Annotated in this window: 18 protein-coding genes; 6 read left to right on the forward strand and 12 right to left on the reverse strand. The window is 71.5% G+C overall.

Annotated features, from left to right (window positions below; all coding sequences use genetic code 11):
- Positions 1-73: 73 nt before the first annotated feature.
- From K3769_RS00265 to K3769_RS00275, 3 genes are all read right to left on the reverse strand, one after another.
- Positions 74-1,099 carry a 6-phosphofructokinase gene (locus K3769_RS00265; RefSeq protein ID WP_267024358.1) on the reverse strand — a complete coding sequence of 342 codons (1,026 nt, stop codon included), beginning with the start codon at positions 1,097-1,099 and terminating at the stop codon, positions 74-76.
- 165 nt (positions 1,100-1,264) lie between these two features.
- A complete protein-coding gene (locus tag K3769_RS00270; protein WP_055617073.1) occupies positions 1,265-1,993 on the reverse strand; it encodes a type 1 glutamine amidotransferase in 729 nt (242 codons plus the stop codon).
- Between the two features lie 19 nt (positions 1,994-2,012).
- Positions 2,013-3,251: a MurT ligase domain-containing protein gene (locus K3769_RS00275; protein WP_267024359.1), complete on the reverse strand. Its 1,239-nt coding sequence runs from the start codon at positions 3,249-3,251 to the stop codon at positions 2,013-2,015.
- Between the two features lie 143 nt (positions 3,252-3,394).
- Here K3769_RS00275 and def point away from each other — a divergent pair, with 143 nt between their 5' ends.
- Positions 3,395-3,934 (forward strand): peptide deformylase, encoded by a 540-nt coding sequence (gene def, locus K3769_RS00280; RefSeq protein WP_267024360.1) that lies wholly within the window; start codon positions 3,395-3,397, stop codon positions 3,932-3,934.
- A 214-nt stretch (positions 3,935-4,148) separates the two neighbouring features.
- On the opposite strand, the gene K3769_RS00285 is transcribed toward def, so the two are convergent.
- Positions 4,149-4,793 carry a TetR/AcrR family transcriptional regulator gene (locus K3769_RS00285; RefSeq protein WP_267024361.1) on the reverse strand — a complete coding sequence of 215 codons (645 nt, stop codon included), beginning with the start codon at positions 4,791-4,793 and terminating at the stop codon, positions 4,149-4,151.
- A gap of 169 nt (positions 4,794-4,962) precedes the next feature.
- Here K3769_RS00285 and K3769_RS00290 point away from each other — a divergent pair, with 169 nt between their 5' ends.
- Complete coding sequence (locus K3769_RS00290) at positions 4,963-6,192, forward strand: acyl-CoA dehydrogenase family protein (protein WP_267024362.1); 1,230 nt, start codon at positions 4,963-4,965, stop codon at positions 6,190-6,192.
- A 115-nt stretch (positions 6,193-6,307) separates the two neighbouring features.
- Here K3769_RS00290 and K3769_RS00295 read toward each other — a convergent pair whose 3' ends face one another.
- From K3769_RS00295 to K3769_RS00330, 8 genes are all read right to left on the reverse strand, one after another.
- On the reverse strand, positions 6,308-6,838 hold the full coding sequence (locus K3769_RS00295) for a cupin domain-containing protein (protein WP_267024363.1): 531 nt from the start codon (positions 6,836-6,838) through the stop codon (positions 6,308-6,310).
- On the reverse strand, positions 6,835-8,097 hold the full coding sequence (locus K3769_RS00300) for a cytochrome P450 (protein WP_372514835.1): 1,263 nt from the start codon (positions 8,095-8,097) through the stop codon (positions 6,835-6,837). The genes K3769_RS00295 and K3769_RS00300 overlap by 4 nt, the downstream gene beginning before the upstream one ends.
- 1 nt (position 8,098) lies before the next feature.
- Complete coding sequence (locus tag K3769_RS00305) at positions 8,099-9,163, reverse strand: type III polyketide synthase (RefSeq protein WP_267024364.1); 1,065 nt, start codon at positions 9,161-9,163, stop codon at positions 8,099-8,101.
- A 285-nt stretch (positions 9,164-9,448) separates the two neighbouring features.
- Positions 9,449-9,688, reverse strand: coding sequence for a DUF6213 family protein (locus K3769_RS00310; RefSeq protein WP_107018811.1), 240 nt, complete (start codon positions 9,686-9,688; stop codon positions 9,449-9,451).
- Between the two features lie 25 nt (positions 9,689-9,713).
- Positions 9,714-11,099, reverse strand: coding sequence for an NADP-dependent succinic semialdehyde dehydrogenase (locus tag K3769_RS00315; protein WP_267024365.1), 1,386 nt, complete (start codon positions 11,097-11,099; stop codon positions 9,714-9,716).
- A 117-nt stretch (positions 11,100-11,216) separates the two neighbouring features.
- Complete coding sequence (locus tag K3769_RS00320; protein ID WP_267024366.1) at positions 11,217-11,711, reverse strand: NUDIX hydrolase; 495 nt, start codon at positions 11,709-11,711, stop codon at positions 11,217-11,219.
- Positions 11,708-13,264 (reverse strand): ATP-dependent DNA ligase, encoded by a 1,557-nt coding sequence (locus K3769_RS00325; protein ID WP_267024367.1) that lies wholly within the window; start codon positions 13,262-13,264, stop codon positions 11,708-11,710. The genes K3769_RS00320 and K3769_RS00325 overlap by 4 nt, the downstream gene beginning before the upstream one ends.
- 94 nt (positions 13,265-13,358) lie before the next feature.
- Positions 13,359-14,297: an NAD(P)/FAD-dependent oxidoreductase gene (locus K3769_RS00330; protein ID WP_267024368.1), complete on the reverse strand. Its 939-nt coding sequence runs from the start codon at positions 14,295-14,297 to the stop codon at positions 13,359-13,361.
- Positions 14,298-14,393: 96 nt separating this feature from the next.
- Here K3769_RS00330 and K3769_RS00335 point away from each other — a divergent pair, with 96 nt between their 5' ends.
- From K3769_RS00335 to K3769_RS00350, 4 genes are all read left to right on the forward strand, one after another.
- A complete protein-coding gene (locus tag K3769_RS00335) occupies positions 14,394-15,059 on the forward strand; it encodes a helix-turn-helix domain-containing protein (RefSeq protein WP_372514836.1) in 666 nt (221 codons plus the stop codon).
- Between the two features lie 236 nt (positions 15,060-15,295).
- Complete coding sequence (locus K3769_RS00340) at positions 15,296-16,297, forward strand: NADPH:quinone oxidoreductase family protein (RefSeq protein WP_267024370.1); 1,002 nt, start codon at positions 15,296-15,298, stop codon at positions 16,295-16,297.
- 23 nt (positions 16,298-16,320) lie between these two features.
- Positions 16,321-17,502, forward strand: coding sequence for an acyl-CoA dehydrogenase family protein (locus K3769_RS00345; protein WP_267024790.1), 1,182 nt, complete (start codon positions 16,321-16,323; stop codon positions 17,500-17,502).
- Positions 17,499-18,608 carry an acyl-CoA dehydrogenase family protein gene (locus tag K3769_RS00350; protein ID WP_267024371.1) on the forward strand — a complete coding sequence of 370 codons (1,110 nt, stop codon included), beginning with the start codon at positions 17,499-17,501 and terminating at the stop codon, positions 18,606-18,608. The genes K3769_RS00345 and K3769_RS00350 overlap by 4 nt, the downstream gene beginning before the upstream one ends.
- Positions 18,609-18,709: the final 101 nt, after the last annotated feature.

An 18,709-nucleotide genomic window follows, 5' to 3' on the forward strand; every position in this document is an offset into this window, starting at 1 on the left:
GTACGGGTTGCGCGCTGTCTGTCCCCCACAGACTAGAACCGCCCCCGGTCGTGCCTACGACCGGGGGCTGTCCCTACAGCACACACTCCGCTTCCGCGTACCGCTCGTCCGGCACGGTCTTCAGCGTCTCGACCGCCTCAGCGAGCGACACCATCACGATGTCCGTCCCCCGCAGAGCGGTCATCGTGCCGAACTCACCCCGGTGCACGGCCTCCACCGCGTGCCACCCGAACCGCGTGGCGAGCACCCGGTCGTACGCGGTCGGCGTCCCCCCGCGCTGCACATGTCCGAGGATCACGGGGCGGGCCTCCTTGCCGAGGCGCTCCTCCAGCTCGATGGAGAGCTGCCGGGCGATGCCCGCGAACCGCTCGTGGCCGTACATGTCCTTGCGGCCCTCGTCGTAACTCATCGTGCCCTCGCGGGGCTTCGCACCCTCCGCGGCGACGACGATGGCGAACTTCTTGCCCGCGGAGAAGCGTTCCCCGACCTTGGCGGCCAGCTCCGCGATGTCGAAGGGCCGCTCCGGCACGACGATCGCGTGGGCGCCCGCGGCCATGCCGGAGTGCAGCGCGATCCAGCCGGTGTTGCGGCCCATGACCTCGACGATCAGGACGCGCTGATGGGACTCGGCGGTGGTCTTCAGCCGGTCGAGGGCCTCGGTCGCGACCCCCACGGCCGTGTCGAAGCCGAAGGTGACGTCCGTGACGGCGATGTCGTTGTCGATGGTCTTCGGCACGCCCACGATCGGCAGACCGCTGTCCGACAGCAGGCGGGCGGCCTTGAGCGTGCCCTCGCCGCCGATCGGGATGATCGCGTCGAGCCCCAGCTCCTCGACATGGCCCCTGGCCCGCTCCACACCGTCGCGCAGATGCGCGGGCTGGACCCGGGAGGAGCCGAGGATCGTGCCGCCGCGAGCCAGGATGCCGCTCACCGCGTCGAGGTCGAGCTTGAGGTAGTCGCCTTCCAACAGGCCCTTCCAGCCGTCCCGGAAGCCGATGACCTCGTCGCCGTGGTCGACGACGGCGCGGTGTACGACGGACCGGATGACGGCGTTCAGACCGGGGCAGTCGCCCCCGGACGTGAGGACACCAATGCGCATAGTCCGGAATACCTTCTCAACGTGGGCCGTGAACCGGACCACGCTGTCCGGCAGGACGCCGCCACCCTACCGGCGGCAGGGGGCGGCTCCGCACTCTGCGTCCGCCTGCTGGACGTGCCCGCACAGGTGAGCGGGCACGTCGCCGGATGGGCTGTGCCTGCCTGCTCAGGCAGGCTGCTGAGCAGCCGCGATGCGCTCGGAGCGGAGCGCCTCGTACCACCGGTCGTCGATCGGCGGCAGCGCGTTCACATCGAGGGCCAGCTTGAGCAGCAGATCCGCGATCAGCGGGTTCCGGGCGAGCACGGGCCCGTGCATGTACGTCCCGAAGACCGTGTCGTTGTACGCGCCCTCCGTGCCGTCGCCCGTGCCGTTGCCCTTGCCGAGGCGCACGTTGGCGAAGGGGCGGGCGGTGGGGCCCAGGTGCGTGATGCCCTGGTGGTTCTCGAAGCCGGTCAGCGGCGGCAGCCCCAGCCGCGCGTCGATGTCGCCCAGCACGTCGCCGACGCACCGCTCGCCCTCGCCGCGGGTGGAGTGCACGTCGAGCAGACCGAGGCCCGGCTCGCGCTGTCCCAGGTCGTTGATGAACTCGTGGCCGAGGATCTGGTAGCCGGCGCACACCGAGAACACGATCGCGCCGTTGCCGACCGCGCGGTGCAGACCGCCGTCGCGGCGCAGCCGCTCGGCCGCGAGCCGCTGCGGCCGGTCCTCGCCGCCACCGATGAGGTAGATGTCGCCGGAGGTGGGGATCGGCTGGTCGCTGCGTACGTCGAGACGGGCCACGTCCAGACCGCGCTGGCGGGCCCGGCGCTCGACCACGAGCGCGTTGCCCTGGTCGCCGTACGTGCTCAGCAGGTCCGGGTAGATCCACACCAGCCGAAGGCTGTTGTCACTCATTCTCTTCGTCCTTCGGGGTTCAGTTGCCGACACGACGCCGCAGATCCTGGAAAGCGGTGTAGTTCGCGATGACCTCGATGCGGCCGGGCGGTGCCTGCTGCACGGCCTGGTCGAGGTTCTCGCAGACCTGGAACTGCTGGTTCGCGACCTCCAGACGAACGGCGAGGTCCAGCTTGCGGTCGCCGAGCACGAAGATCGGGTGGCCGGTGAGCCGGGTGTAGTCGACGTCCCACAGCCAGGAGGTGTCGGTGCCGTCGGCGCCGCGCGCGTTCACCGACAGGATCACCGGGGTCGGCGGCGGGTCGATCAGGGAAAACGTTTCGAGCCAGCCCGCCGGGTTCTTGGCGAGCAGCAGGCGCAGGTCGCGCTGCATGAACTGCACGACGTCGTAGCGTCCGGCCACGGCCTGCACCTGGTACATGCGCTCCAGGGCGACCTGCGGCGGTACGCCGAACACGGCGGCGACGGCGGCCGACGAGGCGGCGTTCGCCTTGTTGGCGCGGCCCGGCAGCTGGAGGTGGATCGGCCAGGCCGAGCCGTGCGGGTCGAGGACGTGGTCCCCGGACAGCGCCCAGCTGGGCGTCGGGCGGCGGAAACCGCAGTCGCCGCAGAACCAGTCGTCGCCGGGGCGCTGCATCACGCCGCCGCACGACGGGCAGGACCAGGCGTCGTCCTTCCACATCTGACCGGCGGCCACCCACACCACGTTCGGTGAGGAGGAGGCGGCCCAGACGACCAGCGGGTCGTCGGCGTTGGCGACCACGACGGCCTTGGAACCGGCCAGGCCCTCGCGCCAGTGCTCGGCCATCATGCGGGTCTCGGCCGCGCGGTCGAGCTGGTCGCGCGAGAGGTTGAGCAGGGCGATGCACTTGGGAGCCGTGTCCCGCGCCACCCCGGACAAGTACTTCTCGTCGACCTCGATGACCGCGAACCGCGAGTCGGAGCCGCCGGCCAGCGCCGAGGTGATACCCGCGGGCATGTTCGCGCCCAGCGCGTTCGAGACGACGGGCCCGGCGGCCCGCAGTGCCTCGGCGATCAGCCGCGTCGTGGTGGTCTTGCCGTTCGTGGCCGACACCAGGATGACGTCCAGGTGCTGGGCGAGCCGGGCCAGCAGGTCGGGGTCGAGTTTGAGTGCCACCCGGCCGCCGATCACCGATCCGCTGCCACGGCCGGCGGCACGTGATGCCGCCGCGACCGCTTTGCCCGCTGTCACGGCGAGCTTGGCCCGCGGTGACAGCGGGTCCGAGTTGCCTGCCATCAGTTCTCGATCCTCCTAGCGTACGGCGCCGCGCACTGCCCCCGGCAACGTCTGGCCCTCAGCCTATCGAGATCCACTCGCAGGCCCGAACCGCGGCACCACTCCGGCGGGGACGCGGCCTTGAGGACCGTACCCTTGCCGCCATGCGACACGGTTCGATCCCCGGCGCCCGAGGGCGCGTCCTACCTCTGTCTTTGCTCGGCGACCCCGTGTTGCGCACACGGTGTGAAGAAGTGACGGAGTTCGGTCCCCAACTCGCCCGGCTGGTCGAGAACATGTTCGCGACGATGTACGCGGCGCAGGGGGTCGGGCTGGCCGCCAACCAGGTCGGTGAGTCGTCGCGGGTCTTCGTATACGACTGTCCCGACGACGACGAGGTGCGGCATGTGGGGCATGTGGTGAACCCGCGGCTGGTCGAGGCGGACGGGGTCGTGCTGCGGGGACCCGAGGGGTGCCTTTCGCTGCCGGGGCTTGAGGCGGGCACGGAGCGGTATGACCACGCGGTGGTGGAGGGGGTGTCCCTCGACGGGGCGCCGGTGCGGGTGCATGGGAGCGGGTGGTTCGCGCGGTGCCTTCAGCACGAGTGCGATCACCTTGACGGTGGGTTGTACGTGGACCGGGTCGCGGGGTGGCGTCGGCGGAAGGTGCTTTGGCAGGCGAAGCGTTCCGCGTGGGGTGGTTGAGGTGGTCAGCCCGCTGTGTGGCGGTGGGGGCCGGTTGCGCCGTTCCCCGGGCCCCTGACGGCGAAAAGCATCAAAGATTGCGCCGTTCCCCGCGCCCCTAAAGGCGAAAAGCATCAAAGATTGCGCCGTTCCCCGCGCCCCTAAAGGCGCAAAGACTGCGCCGTTCCCCGCGCCCCCAGGGGGGGGCTGACCCCGGCCCGGATATGAGTGCTGGTCAGAAGCCTGGGCCGCCTGCTTTGTCGCCTGCTGCTGCCAGGCGGCCCCAGAGGAGGTCGGCCAGGGCCTGGACCAAATCGGCGCGGGCGCAGGGGCGTTCGCCGAGCCACCAGTCACCGGCGGCGTGCATCATGCCGACGATGCCGTGACCCCAGACGCGCGCCAACTGCTGGCTGTTCGGGCCGAGATCGACGCGCTCCTCGATGACGTCGGCCAACTCCTCGCCCATGCGGCGCAGGAGGGGGAACGAGTACGCCCCCATGTCGAACCCCTGGTCGTTCTGCGGGCCGCCTTCCGACGGGTGCATCAGGAAGCGGTACACCTGCGGGCGGGCCTCGATCGCCGCGAGGTAGGTGTCGAGCGTGGCCTCCACCCGTTCCCGGCGCTCGGCGGGCGCGTCGAGCGCGGCGCGCAGCGCTCCGAGGAGGGCGTCGGTGTGACGCTTGGCCAGAGCGGCGTAGAGTCCGCCCTTGTCGCCGAAGTGGCGGTACAGGATCGGCTTGGTGATACCGGCCTCCGCCGCGATGGCGTTCATCGAGGCGCCCGGGCCGTCGCGGAGCACCACCCGGTCGGCGGCCTCCAGCAGCTCGCGCCGTCGGCGGTCGGCGGACCTCTGCTGATCGGTCCGCTGCGTGGTGTCCATGATCTCTCCCCACCCGTGCTGATTCGGTGACGCCTGCGCAACGTAACACCATGCGTCGGCCCCGCCTCGAACGGGCTGCCGACCCGGAACGGGGAGTTGACTTTTACTACCGACCGGTAACAGGCTACCGTTACCGCAAGTAACACGTGAGTGCAGCGCTGGAGGGGACATGGCCGAGTTCACCATGGAGCTCAACGACGAACAGAAGGAGGTGCGGGACTGGATCCACGGCTTCGCCGCCGACGTGATCCGCCCCGCCGCCGCCGAATGGGACGAGCGGGAAGAGACTCCCTGGCCGGTCATCCAGGAGGCCGCGAAGGTCGGCATCTACTCCCTGGACTTCTACGCCCAGCAGTACTTCGACCCCACCGGCCTCGGCATTCCCATGGCCATGGAGGAGCTGTTCTGGGGCGACGCGGGCATCGCCCTGTCGATCGTCGGCACCGGCCTCGCCGCCGTGGGCGTCCTCGCCAACGGCACCGAGGAGCAGATCGGCACCTGGATCCCCCAGATGTACGGCGACGCCAACGACGTCAAGGTCGCCGCCTTCTGCTCCTCCGAGCCCGACGCCGGCTCCGACGTCGCCTCGATGCGTACCCGGGCCGTGTACGACGAGGCCAAGGACGAGTGGGTCATCAACGGTACGAAGACCTGGGCGACCAACGGCGGCATCGCCAACGTGCACGTCGTGGTCGCCGTCGTGGACTCGGAGCTGGGCTCCAAGGGCCATGCGTCCTTCATCGTCCCGCTGGGCACGCCCGGTCTGTCGCAGGGGCAGAAGTTCAAGAAGCACGGCATCCGCGCCTCGCACACGGCCGAGGTCGTCCTGGAGAACGTCCGCGTGCCCGGCTCCTGCCTGCTCGGCGGCAAGGAGAAGCTCGACGAGCGTCTCGCCCGGGCCCGTGAGCGGGCCAAGGCGGGCAACGGCGAGCGTCTGAAGAACGCGGCGATGGCCACGTTCGAGGCGTCCCGCCCGGCTGTCGGCGCCATGGCGGTCGGCACGGCACGGGCCGCGTACGAGGTGGCCCTCGACTACGCGAAGACGCGCGAGCAGTTCGGGCGCCCGATCATCGACAACCAGGGCGTGGCCTTCCAGCTCGCCGACATGCGCACGTCGATCGACGCGGCGCGGCTGCTGGTGTGGCGGGCGTCCTGGATGGCGGTGAGCGGCAAGCAGTTCACCTCCGCGGAGGGCTCGATGTCGAAGCTGTTCGCCAGCGAGACGGCGAAGAAGGTGACGGGTCAGGCGATCCAGATCCTCGGCGGCAACGGCTACACGCGCGAGTATCCGGTCGAGCGGATGCACCGGGATGCGGCGATCTACACGATCTTCGAAGGCACGAGCGAGATCCAGCGCCTGGTGATCGCCCGCACACTGTCCGGGATGCCGATCAGGTAGGGGGCAGGTGCGGGTCCGCCGTGGCTGGCCACGCAGTCTTTTGGCTTTTAGGGGCGCGGGGAACTGCGCGGCCGGCTACAGCGGGCCCGCACTGTGTCGGTGAGCGAGCGGACGCTCACCCGTGGCGCAGCGGTGTCAGTTGCTCGATGTCGTAGCGCGACCGCAGCTCCGCGATCGCCGCCACGTCCGGGGGACCCCCCGCGTCGAGGATCCGCAGAAGCTCGTCGAAGTACCGTTCGTGGTCCGGCGGCGGCGACGCCTGGAAGAACATCTTCGCCGGCGCGCCCGTCGGGTTCGCGAACGCGTGCGGACACCCCGGCGGCACGACGATCACCGTCCCCGGCGTCGCCCGCACCACCCTGCTGCCCGAACCCGACTGCCACCGCTGCCAGTTGTCGGGCGTCCTGACCAGCGGCTCGAAGGCGAGCACGTCCAGCTCCCCTTCGAGGACGTAGAACAGCTCCTCGCTGCGCGCGTGGACGTGCGCGCCGACGTCGAAGCCGGGCGGCACCACCACCTCGAAGCTGGACGCCGCCCGGGAGTGCGTACCGGTCACCTTGAAGGTCACGTGCTGGGACGGCGTGCGTACCGTACGGCCGTGACCCGGTGGCACCAGCAGACCCTCGGGCGGCGTGAGCGCGGTCACCAGGTGACGGGCAGGGCCTCGGGCCCGCGGATCAGGGCGCCGCGCCGCCACGGCACCTCGTCCGCCGAGACGGACAGCCGCAGCGTCGGAATCCGGTCGAGGAGCGTGTTCACCATCAGCTCCGACTCCAGCCGGGCGAGCATGCCGCCCACGCAGTAGTGCGGACCGTGCCCGAACGCCACATGCGGGTTGGCGGCGCGGTCGAAGTCGATCCGGTCGGGGTCGGGGAAGACGTCCGGGTCCCGGTTGGCGGCCAGGTAGGACACGTAGATCGGGTCGTCCTTCCTGATCCGTACGCCGTGCAGGATCACGTCCTCCGTGGCGATCCGGGACAGCCCGACGGCGTTGCGGTGCGGGATGTAGCGCAGCAGCTCGTCCAGGGCCTGCGGGCGCAGCGACGGCTCGTCGCGCAGCCGGTCGAACAGCGCCGGCCTGGTCATGAGGATGTAGAGCATCTGTCCGGTGTTGTTGGTGACGGCCTCGCCGCCGATCTGGATCGGACCCGCGAGCGCCACCGCCTCCTCCTCGCTGATGTCGCCCCGGCCGACCGCCGCGCCGAGCAGCGAGGTGACGTCCTCGCCGGTCGCGCCGCGGCGCTCGGCGATCAGCTTCGCGAAGTACACCTCCATGTCCCGTTTGGCCCGCTCGCTGGCCTCGGCACCCCGGCTGGAGGAGAGGATCGACTGCGTCCAGGTGTGCAGGGTCTGCCGGTCGCCGGCCGGGACCCCCATCAGCTCGCAGATGACGGTCATCGGGAAGGGGGCCAGGACCCGGTCGATCAGATCGGCCGGGGGACCGTCCCGGAGCATGTCGTCGACCATGGTGTCCAACGTCTGCTGGGCGTTCGCCCGCAGGCGTTCGACCCCGCGCGAGGTGAACGCCGCGTTCACCGCCCTGCGCAGCCGGGCGTGGTCGGGCTTGTCGACGAAGCTCATCGCGCCCGGGGCGGGGATGAAGTGCGGCGCCAGCCGGGTGACCTGCCGGCCGAGCACCTTCGCCCGGCTGAACCGGGGGTCGTTGGTCACCAGCCGTACGTCGTCGTAGCGCGTGACCAGCCAGGCCCAGCCCTCGCCGTTGGGCAGCTGGATGCGGTTGATGGGGCCCTCGCGCATCAGCTCGGACAGGACGGGGTCGAAGTCGACCCCGGTGAGATCCAGGGCGGGCCAGTGCCGCACCGGGGGCGCCGCGGCCGTCTCCTGGTTCAGGGCCGGGTCGGCGGGCAGGCGGGAGGGCAGGTCGGAGGTCAGGTCAGAAGTCATGTCACGCCGTCATTTCGCTCGTGCGGTGCCAGCGGCCCAGCGCCATCTCGGCCGTGATCCCCGGCCCGAAGCCGGCGAGCAGTCCGCGCGCCCGGTGAGTGGAGCCCCCCTCGTCGAACAGCCTGCGCAGTGCGTCCAGGACGACGGCGCTGGCGATGTTCCCGTACTCGGTGAGCGTCGCCCGGCTGAACCGGAAGGCCTCCGGTGCCACTTGGAGGAACTTGCTGAGGTCGTCGAGGATCCGCGGACCCCCGGCGTGGATGATGTAGAAGTCCAGGTCGGAGGCGTCCCAGCCGTGCAGTCCCGCCAGGTTGTGCAGGGCGGGGGCGAGCGGTTCCATGGTGGCCGGCACCCGCTTGTCCAGCAGGAAGTGGAAGCCGGTGGCCCGCACGTCGTACATGATCCAGTCCTCGGTCTTGGGGATCAGGTACGAGCCGTTGCGCTCCAGCAGGATGCCCTCGCCGCCCTGTCCGCGGACCACCGCGGCGGCGATGCCGTCGCCGAACAGGCCGTTGCACAGCAGTGAGCCGACCCCGAGGTCGGTCGGCTGGTAGCACAGCGAGCAGAACTCGCAGGCCACGATGAGCGCGTTGGCCTCGGGGTAGGCCGTGCAGAAGTCGTGCGCCCGGTTGATCGCGGCGCCCCCGGCGGCGCAGCCGAGCTGCGCTATGGGTATCTGGCGGGTGTCGCTGCTGAACCCCATGGCGTTGATCAGCCAGGCCGTCATCGAGGGCATCATGAAGCCCGTGCACGAGACGTAGATGATTACGTCGATGTCGGTGGGCAGGACCTCCGCGTCGTCGAGGGCGCGCTGGACGACGGCCGGCACCCGGGCCTTGGCCTCGGCCGTGTACACCTTGTTGCGTTCCTCGAAGCCGGGGTGCTTCAGGGTCTCCTCGATGGGCTGCACGATGTGTCGGGTGCGTACCCCGGTGTTCTCGATCAGCCGCAGCGCGAGCGGCAGTTGGGGGTGATCGGGGTGGCGGGAGCGCGCCAGCTCAAGCGTCTCCTCCATCGTGATCACGTATTCCGGAACGGAGACCGCGGGTCTGCACAAAGTCGCCATGTGCCTGCGCCTTCTCTCGCCCGCCGGGAACTGCCTCTCCCGGACGGAAGGGTGGTCCCACCACGATCACCCGAGAAGTCCCGTTTATCGCGCCGGACTACTCCAGACCGGGGACCCGGGCCATAGGGCCCAACCCTCTGGGGGCGCGGGGAACGGCGCAGTCTTTTGTCTTTGAGGGGCGCGGGGAACGGCGCAATCTTTTGTCTTTCGGGGGCGCGAGGAACGGCGCAATCTTTTCGCTTGTAGGGGCGCGAGGAACGGCGCAGTCTTTTCAAACACGCCCCCTCAGCCGGAGGCGCCCCCGCTGCTGTGCGCGATGCACGCCACATCGATCCGGTCGGCCAGCTTCGCCAGCTCGATCGTGAGCGCGGCCACCGTGTCCTCGTCGAGCCCGTCCTCCCCGGCCTCGACGAGATGCAGCCACCGTCCCCCCATCGTGCGCAGCAGCTTGCTCACATCGGCGGCAGCCACCTGCAGGGTCCCGCGGTCGTCGACGATCAGGGGCAGGGTCACTTCGCGGTTCACAGGGGGGATCGTAGCCGCGGAAGGCTCACGCTCCGTGCCATACGGTGGTGATGTTGCAGAACTCTCGGATTCCGTGGCCGGACAGCTCACGCCCGTAGCCGGACCGCTTGACCCCGCCGAACGGGAACGCCGGGTGGGACGCGGTCATCCCGTTGAAGAAGACCCCGCCGGCCTCCAGATCCCGTACGAAACGGTCGGTCTCGGCCTCGTCGCGGGTCCAGACGTTGGAACTCAGCCCGAACGGCGTGTCGTTGGCGATGGCCACCGCCTCGTCGAGGTCGGCGGCGCGGTAGAGCGTGGCGACCGGGCCGAACGCTTCCTCGTGGTGGATACGCATCTCGGGCGTGATGTCGGCGAGGACGGTCGGCGGGTAGTACCAGCCGTCCCCGTCGGGCCGCTCACCGCCGCACAGCACGGTGGCGCCGCCCTCGACGGCGTCGTCGACGAGTTCCACGAGGTCGTCACGGCCCTGCTCGGTGGCGACCGGGCCGACGTCCGAGCCCTCGTCCAGCGGGTCGCCCACGGTGAGGGCCTTCATGGCCTCGGTGAAGCGTTCTGCGAAGGCGTCGAAGACATCGGTGTGGACGATGAACCGCTTGGCGGCGATGCAGGACTGGCCGTTGTTCTGCACCCGGGCGGTCACCGCCGTCTTCGCCGCCTTGTCGATGTCCGCCGACGGCATCACCACGTAGGGGTCGCTGCCGCCCAGCTCCAGGACGGTCTTCTTGACCTCGTCCCCGGCGACCGAGGCGACCGCACGGCCCGCCGGTTCGCTGCCGGTCAGGGTGGCCGCCTTGATCCGCGGGTCGCGCAGGATGTCCTCGATGGCGCCCGAACCGACGAGCAGCGTCTGGAAACAGCCCTCCGCGAAGCCCGCCCGGCGGAACAGGTCCTCCAGGTAGAGGGCGGTCTGCGGGACGTTCGAGGCGTGCTTGAGCAGACCGACGTTGCCCGCCATCAGCGCGGGCGCGGCGAAGCGGATCACCTGCCAGAGCGGGAAGTTCCAGGGCATGACGGCGAGGACGGGGCCCAGCGGGCGGTAGCGCACGAGGACGCGGGAGGCGCCGGAGTCCTCCGCGTCGTTCTTCGCGCCCTCCTCGTCGGCGAGGAGTTCCTCGGCGTGGTCGGCGTACCAGCGCATCGCCTTGGCACACTTCGCCGCCTCGGCGCGGGCCTGCTTGACGGGCTTGCCCATCTCGACGGTCATCGTCCGGCCGATCTCCGGAGCGTCGCTCTCCAGCAGGTCGGCCGCCCGGTGCATCAGCCGGGCACGCTCCTCGAACGAGGTGGTGCGGTGCGTCCGGAACGCCGCCTCCGCGGTCGCGAGGCGGTGTTCGATCTCCGCGTCACCGAGCGCGTCGTAGGTCTTCAGGGTCTCGCCCGTTGCCGGGTTCACGGTTGCGATGGGCATTGCTCTGTCCTCCTGGTGCGGTGTGTGTCGGGTACGGGCTCGTCGTGGCTGGTCGCGCGCCACGGCGGAGCCGTATGTCGCGGTGGTTCCGCGTCTCCAGGGCGCGTGCCCCTCTCGTCAGCGCATATGTGCGTCCAGGCGGTCCAGGAACTCGGCCTGGCCCTTGATCAGCAGCGCTCTGGCGCGGTCCGTGTCCAGCCACTCCACCCGGTCCAGCTCCGGGAACTCCCGGACCTGGCCCGAGCCGCGCGGCCACTCCATCGTGAAGGTGCCGGGGACCATGGCCGCCGGGTCGAGGTCCGCCTCGACGGCCCAGACCGTGACGATCTTGCCGTTCGTCTGGGTGACCTCGCCCAGCAGGACGGGCACGCCGTCGGGCGGTGGCAGGCCCAGTTCCTCCTGGAACTCGCGGCGCGCGGCGTCCCAGGCCGGCTCGTCGGGCTCGTACTCGCCCTTCGGCACGGTCCACGCCCCGGCGTCGCGCCGCGCGAAGAACGGGCCGCCCATGTGACCCAGCAGCACCTCGATGCCGGGATCGGTACCGCCGCCGCGGCCGGTGCGGCGGAACAGCAGGAGGCCCGCGCTGCGTTTCGCGGCGGCGGCCGGAGTCACGAGGCGACCCCCGGGTGCGCCGCGAGCACCGTTTCGACGGTGTCCGCCTCCGCCGGTGTCTTGTCCTCGCGGTAGCGCACGACCCGGGCGAAGCGCAGGGCTACGCCCGCCGGATAGCGGGTGGAGCGCTGCAGCCCGTCGTACGCGATCTCCACGACCAGTTCCGGGCGGACGGTCACCACGTAGCCGCTCTCCTCGACGGGGCCGACGGCGAGTTCCCGCAGCCGCTCGGTCTGCCAGGCCAGCATCACGTCGGTGAGCCCCTTGAACGTCTTGCCCAGCATGGCGAACGAGCCGTCCGGTCTGCGGGCGCCCAGATGCAGGTTGGAGAGCTTGCCGGTGCGCCGCCCGCTGCCCCATTCGGCGGCCAGCACCACCAGGTCGAGCGTGTGGACGGGCTTCACCTTCAACCAGGAGGCCCCCCGCCGGCCCGCGCTGTAGGGGGCGTCCAGGGACTTGAGGACGACGCCCTCGTGGCCGCGCGCGAGCGTGTCGGCGGCGAACTCCTCGGCGGCGGCCCGCGTCGGCTCGTCCGTGGGATCCGGCACGAGGAGACGCCGTACCCGCATCGGCTCGGGGACCAGCCGGGCCAGCTCCGCGTGGCGGTCGGCGAACGGCAGGTCCAGCAGATCCCGGCCGTCCACGGACAGGGCGTCGAAGAAGACGGGGGAGACCGGCACGGCCTCGGCGGCGCTCGCCACGTCCACCCGGGAGCCCACGCGGCCCGCCGTCTCCTGGAAGGGCCGGGGCCGCCCGTTCGCGTCCAGCGCGATGACCTCGCCGTCCAGGATGCAGCGCTCGGCCTTCAGCTCCCTGGCGGCGCGCGTGATCTCGGGCAACCGGTCGGTGATGTCGTCGAGGGTGCGCGTGTAGACGCGTACCTCGTCGCCGTCGCGGTGCACCTGGACGCGGATGCCGTCGAGCTTCTCCTCGACCACGCAGGCGCCGAGCTTGTCGAGCGCCTCGGTGACGGAGGGGGCGCTGTGGGCCAGCATCGGCAGCACGGGCCGCCCGACGGTGAGCCGGAACGCCTCCAGCGCCGGCGGACCGTCGGCCAGCAGCCGCTCGGCCACGGTCTGCAGCGAACCCGCCAGCATCACGGCCCTGCGCACATCGGCGGAGGGCGCCTCCGTCGCCAGGGCCAGGCCCTCGATCGCGACGGCGTCGAGCGCGCCCTGCCGTACCTCACCGCCGATCAGCGCCCGCAGGAAACTCTGCTCGGGCTCGGTGGCCGCGCCCATCAACTCCCCGACCAGCCGCGCCCGTTCCGCCTGCGAGCCCGCGCCGGAGACGGCACCGAGAGCGGTCAGCCGGCCGTCCACCTCCCGCACGGTCAGGCTCGGCTCTGCGGCCGGCGGGACGGCCGCGCCGAGGATCTTCCAGCCGACCCCGAGCCGCCCCTGGGGCAGCCGGCCCGCCAGATACGGGATGACGATCGGTACGTCGTCCGCCTCCGCGTCCCGGAACAGCTCCGCGAGCAGAGCGACCTTCCGGGACCGCGCCGAGGTGGCGGCGACCTCTTGGGACACGTTGGCGAGCCGGGACAGCAGCATGAAGTCATGGTGCTACGGAGAAGCCCCCTCTACACCTGGGCGGGCGGACCCACGGGCCCGGACGGGGTCGTACCGCCCGGCCAGGACGGGTGCCTCAGCGCACCGCCACCGCCGCGTCCAGGTCCGCGAACAGCAGGTCGCCGTTGATCGTGGCGCCTGCCCGGTAGCCGCCGCTCGCCGCGTTCACGACCTGCTCGCCGAAGCCGATCGCGTTGCCCGCGGCCCAGACGCCGGGCACGCTGGTCAGGCCCGTGGGGTCGACCACGGCGTACGAGCCGAACGGGGTCTCCTGGAGTGCGGCGCCCAGCTGTTCCAGCAGGCCGGTGCGGGGGACCGCCCGGGGCGCGACGAACAGCACCGAGCGCTCGTGGGCCGTGCCGTCCGCCAGCCGGACCGCGGTGAGCCGGTCGTCGACGACGTCGAGCCCCGCGACCTCACCGGGCACCACGGCGACCCCGGCCGCCGCGAGCCTGCGCAGATCCTCGTCCGACAGCTCCGCCTCCGCGACCGTGTGCAGGAACAGGGTCACGTCCTTGGACCACTGGGAGACCATCAGTGCCTGGTGTACGGCCATCGGGGTCGTGGCCAGCACGCCGAAGGCCTGGTCACGCACCTCCCAGCCGTGGCAGTACGGACAGTGCAGGACGTCCCGGCCGAAGCGTTCGGCGACCCCCGGCACGGACGGCAGCTCGTCCGCGAGGCCGGTGGCGACGACCAGCCGGCGCCCGTGCACCCGGCGCCCGCCGCCGAGCGTCACGTCGAACTCGCCGTCCGCGTCCCGCGCCACGTCCACCGCGAGGTCCCGGACGAGCTCGACGCCGTACCGCGCGATCTCCTCGCGTCCCACGGCCAGGAACTCGGCCGGTGACATGCCGTCCCGGGACAGATAGCCCTGCATGTGGGCGGCCGGCGCGTTGCGCGGATCGCCCCCGTCGATCACGAGCACACTCCGGCGTGCGCGCCCCAGGACGAGCGCCGCGGACAGCCCGGCCGCGCCCCCGCCGACGACGATCACTTCGTACGTATCGGTCATGGTGACCACCTCCACCGACAAGGTCGCCCCACGGTGGCCGTATTGACAAATGGCTTTGCCGAAACTGCAATAAGGGCATGAACGAGCACAGGGGCAGTGATGCGTGAGCACAGGGGCCATGAGGACCACGACGAGCCCGGGGAGTCGGGGGAGTCGGGTGAGCCGGGCGACCGTGACACCGAGGGCGTCCTCGCGGAGGTCGGGCCCCGGCTGCGCCGCGTCCGCAAGGAGCGCGGTGCCACCCTCGCGGGTCTGTCCACCGCCACCGGTATCTCCGTGAGCACCCTCTCCCGCCTGGAGTCCGGCCTGCGCAAGCCCAGCCTGGAACTGCTGCTGCCCATCGCGCGGGCCCACCAGGTGCCGCTCGACGAACTGGTCGGGGCGCCGCAGGTCGGCGACCCGCGCGTCCGGGCGGCGAAGCCGATCGTCATGCACGGTCGTACGCACTGGCCGCTGACTCGGCAGCCCGGCGGCCTGCAGGCCTACAAGGTGCTGGAGCCGAAGCGCAAGGACGAGCCGGAGCCGCGTACGCACGAGGGCTACGAATGGCTCTATGTGCTCTCCGGGCGGCTGCGGCTCGTGCTCGGGGAGCACGACGTCGTGCTGGGGGCGGGGGAGGCCGCCGAGTTCGACACGCGTGTGCCGCACTGGTTCGGCTCGACGGGGGAGGGGCCGGTCGAGTTCCTCAGCCTCTTCGGGCGGCAGGGGGAGCGGATGCATGTGCGGGCGCGGCCGAAGCGGGGTGGGGGGCAGGAGGGGTGACCCGCTTACGTCGGTTGCGCAGTTCCTCGCGCCCCTTGGGGGTGTGTGGGTGCTGTGGGCCTGGAGGTGTGGGGCCCAGTTGGTGTCAGCGTGCGCGGTTCCTCGCGCCCCTGGGACTGCCGGGGCGCTCCCGGGATGAGGGAGCCCCAGCTGTTCCCTGGAGGGCAAGCGACCGCTTAGTATGCGGTTGACCCCGAGGTGCGAACAGAACAGACACAGTCCCGTGGAGGGCCCGCATGCAGGCATGGCAAGTGCACGAGAACGGTGAGCCCGGCGAGGTGATGCGGCTCGCGGAGGTGGAGCGGCCCGTCCCCGGTGACGGCCAGGTCCTGCTCAAGGTGCGCGCGGCGAACATCAACTTCCCGGACGCCCTGATGTGCCGCGGGCAGTACCAGGTCAGGCCGCCCATGCCGTTCACGCCCGGGGTGGAGATCTGCGGCGAGACCGAGGACGGCCGGCGGGTCATGGCCAACCCGGCGTTGCCGTACGGCGGCTTCGCCGAGTACGCCGTCGCGGACGCCGCCGCCCTGCTGCCCGCGCCCGAGGCGCTGGACGACGCCGAGGCCGCCGCGCTGCACATCGGCTACCAGACGGGCTGGTTCGGCCTGCACCGGCGGGCCCGGCTCGAAGCCGGCGAGACGCTGCTCGTGCACGCTGCCGCAGGAGGGGTCGGCAGCGCGGCGGTGCAGCTCGGGAAGGCGGCGGGGGCGACCGTCATCGGCGTCGTGGGCGGCGCGGACAAGGCCGCCGTCGCCCGCGAGCTGGGCTGCGATCTCGTCGTGGACCGGCGCGCCGAGGACGTCGTCGCCACCGTCAAGGCAGCCACCGGCGGCCGGGGCGCCGACGTGATCTACGACCCCGTCGGCGGGGACGCCTACACGCAGTCCGCCAAGCTGGTCGCCTTCGAGGGCCGCATCGTGGTCGTCGGCTTCGCGAGCGGCACGATCCCCAGCCCGGCGCTCAACCACGCCCTGGTGAAGAACTACTCGATCCTCGGCCTGCACTGGGGCCTCTACAACACCAAGGACCCGAAGCTGGTGCTGCGCTGCCACGAGCAGCTCACCGAACTGGCCGCCCGCGGGGCGATCCGGCCGCTGGTCAGCGAGCGCGTCTCCCTGGCCGGTGCCGCCGACGCCGTCCAGCGGGTCGCCGACGGCGTCACCACGGGCCGCGTCGCCGTGCTGCCCGCCCTCGGGACCACCCCCGAGGGCACGAGTGAGAACGGAGCCGTGGCATGACGGACACCACGAACGGGGGCGGAGTGGTCGACGCGTCCGAACTGCGCCTCCGCACCGAGGAGTTGCTGGCCGCGTACCCGGTCGCCACGACGGACCGGGTGGACTTCCTCAAGGCCCGCTTCGACGCCGGGCTCGCCTGGGTGCACTATCCGGAAGGTCTCGGCGGCCTCGGCGCGCCGCGCTCCCTCCAGGCCGTCGTCGACACCGAACTGGAGGCCGCGGGCGCTCCCGACAACGACCCGCGGCGCATCGGCATCGGCCTCGGCATGGCCGCGCCGACGGTCCTCGGCTTCGGCACCGAGGAGCAGAAGAACCGCTTCCTGCGGCCCCTGTGGGTCGGCGAGGAGGTCTGGTGCCAGCTGTTCAGCGAGCCCGGCGCGGGCTCCGACCTGGCGGCCCTCGGCACGCGCGCGGTCCGGGACGGCGACAGCTGGGTGGTCAACGGGCAGAAGGTGTGGACGTCCAGCGCCCACCTCGCGCGCTGGGCCATCCTCATCGCCCGCACCGACCCGGACGTCCCCAAGCACCGCGGCATCACCTACTTCGTCTGTGACATGACCGACCCCGGTGTCGAGGTGCGGCCACTGCGCCAGATCACCGGCGAGGCCGAGTTCAACGAGGTCTTCCTCACCGACGTCCGTATCCCCGACGCACACCGTCTCGGCGAGGTCGGCGACGGCTGGCGGGTCGCGCAGACCACCCTCATGAACGAGCGGGTCTCCATCGGCGGCATGCGCATCCCGCGTGAGGGCGGGATGATCGGTCCGGTCTCCAGGACCTGGCGCGAACGCCCCGACCTGCGCACCCACGACCTCCACCAGCGCCTGCTGAAGCTGTGGGTCGAGGCCGAGGTGGCCCGGCTCACCGGCGAACGCCTGCGCCAGCAGATGGTCGCGGGACAGCCGGGCCCCGAGGGCTCCGGCATGAAACTCGCGTTCGCCCGCCTCAACCAGGAGATCAGCGGCCTGGAGGTCGAACTCCTCGGCGAGGAGGGCCTGCTGTACGAGGACTGGACGATGCGCAGGCCCGACAAGGTCGACTTCACCGGCCGTGACGCCGGCTACCGCTATCTGCGCTCCAAGGGCAACAGCATCGAGGGCGGGACCAGCGAGGTCCTGCTGAACATCGTCGCCGAACGTGTGCTGGGGCTGCCCTCCGAGCCGCGCACCGACAAGGACGTCGCCTGGAAGGACTTGGCCCGATGAAGGCGCAGACCACGCAGCGCGCGGAACCCGACCTGTTGTACTCGGAGGAGGAAGAGGCGCTGCGCGCCGCCGTCCGCGACCTGCTCGCCGACCACTGCGATCCGGCGGCCGTGATCGCCCGTACGGAGTCCGGCGCGCCGCACGACCGCGAGACGTGGAAGGCCCTCGCCGAGGGCATGGGCCTCGTGGGTCTGCTGGTGCCCGAGGCGCTGGGCGGCCAGGGCGCCACGCACCGCGAAGCCGCAGTCGTCCTGGAGGAGCTGGGCCGCGCGGTCGCTCCCGTGCCGTACCTGACCAGCGCGGTCGTCGCCACCGAGGCGCTGCTGGCCTGCGACGCCGGCGATCTCCTGGCCGAGCTGGCGTCCGGCCGCCGTATCGGCGCCCTGGCCGTCGCCCTGAACACCGCGCCCGGCGGCGCCCACCGGAGCGTACGGATCGAGAACGGGCTGCTGCGCGGAGAGTTGACCGGCATCGCGGACGCCGTCGCCGCCGATGTGCTGCTCGTTCCCGCCGAGGACGGCGGCCTGTACGCGGTCGACGCGGACGCCGTGAGCGTCACCGCGCAGGTGTCCCTCGACCTGACCCGGCCGGTCGCGAAGGTCGTCCTGGACGGAGTGGCCGCCCGCCGGATCGGCGAGGCCGCCCCCGCCGTACGGCGTGCCCTGCGGGCCGGTGCCGGACTGCTCGCCTCCGAGCAACTCGGCCTCGCCGACTGGTCGTTGACGGAGACGGTCCGCTATCTGAAGGAGCGCAAGCAGTTCAACCGCCCGGTCGGCGGCTTCCAGGCGCTCAAGCACCGGCTCGCCCAGCTCTGGCTGGAGACCGTCCACACCCGCGCCGCGGCACGCAACGCGGCCGACGCGCTGGCCGGTGCGAGCGCGGACGCGGACGTGGACGTGGCGGTGGCCCTCGCCCAGGCGTACGCGGCGCCGGTCGCCGTGCATGCCGCCGAGGAGGCGCTCCAGTTGCACGCCGGAATCGGTATGACCTGGGAGCACCCGGTGCACCTCTACCTGAAGAGGGCCAAGGCCGACTCGATCGCGTACGGCACGGCGGGCAGCCACCGCCAGGCACTGGCCGAACTGGTGGACCTCCAGGCTCCCTGACCGGCTCACCGACCCACCGTTCCACCGACCGGCTCACCGACCGACCGGCTCACCGGCTCACCGACCCACGGGTGGGCCGGTGAAGTGAACGCGCCACGTCA

The organism is Streptomyces ortus (assembly GCF_026341275.1).
Classification (GTDB): Bacteria; Actinomycetota; Actinomycetes; order Streptomycetales; family Streptomycetaceae; genus Streptomyces; species Streptomyces ortus.

What these genes read in the sequence shown, in the direction of transcription:
- K3769_RS00265 (WP_267024358.1), bottom strand. Translation starts at nt 1,099, where the DNA reads ATGCGCATTGGTGTCCTCACGTCCGGGGGCGACTGCCCCGGTCTGAAC.
- K3769_RS00270 (WP_055617073.1), bottom strand. Translation starts at nt 1,993, where the DNA reads ATGAGTGACAACAGCCTTCGGCTGGTGTGGATCTACCCGGACCTGCTG.
- K3769_RS00275 (WP_267024359.1), bottom strand. Translation starts at nt 3,251, where the DNA reads ATGGCAGGCAACTCGGACCCGCTGTCACCGCGGGCCAAGCTCGCCGTG.
- def (WP_267024360.1), top strand. Translation starts at nt 3,395, where the DNA reads ATGCGACACGGTTCGATCCCCGGCGCCCGAGGGCGCGTCCTACCTCTG.
- K3769_RS00285 (WP_267024361.1), bottom strand. Translation starts at nt 4,793, where the DNA reads ATGGACACCACGCAGCGGACCGATCAGCAGAGGTCCGCCGACCGCCGA.
- K3769_RS00290 (WP_267024362.1), top strand. Translation starts at nt 4,963, where the DNA reads ATGGCCGAGTTCACCATGGAGCTCAACGACGAACAGAAGGAGGTGCGG.
- K3769_RS00300 (WP_372514835.1), bottom strand. Translation starts at nt 8,097, where the DNA reads ATGACTTCTGACCTGACCTCCGACCTGCCCTCCCGCCTGCCCGCCGAC.
- K3769_RS00305 (WP_267024364.1), bottom strand. Translation starts at nt 9,163, where the DNA reads ATGGCGACTTTGTGCAGACCCGCGGTCTCCGTTCCGGAATACGTGATC.
- K3769_RS00315 (WP_267024365.1), bottom strand. Translation starts at nt 11,099, where the DNA reads ATGCCCATCGCAACCGTGAACCCGGCAACGGGCGAGACCCTGAAGACC.
- K3769_RS00325 (WP_267024367.1), bottom strand. Translation starts at nt 13,264, where the DNA reads ATGCTGCTGTCCCGGCTCGCCAACGTGTCCCAAGAGGTCGCCGCCACC.
- K3769_RS00330 (WP_267024368.1), bottom strand. Translation starts at nt 14,297, where the DNA reads ATGACCGATACGTACGAAGTGATCGTCGTCGGCGGGGGCGCGGCCGGG.
- K3769_RS00340 (WP_267024370.1), top strand. Translation starts at nt 15,296, where the DNA reads ATGCAGGCATGGCAAGTGCACGAGAACGGTGAGCCCGGCGAGGTGATG.
- K3769_RS00350 (WP_267024371.1), top strand. Translation starts at nt 17,499, where the DNA reads ATGAAGGCGCAGACCACGCAGCGCGCGGAACCCGACCTGTTGTACTCG.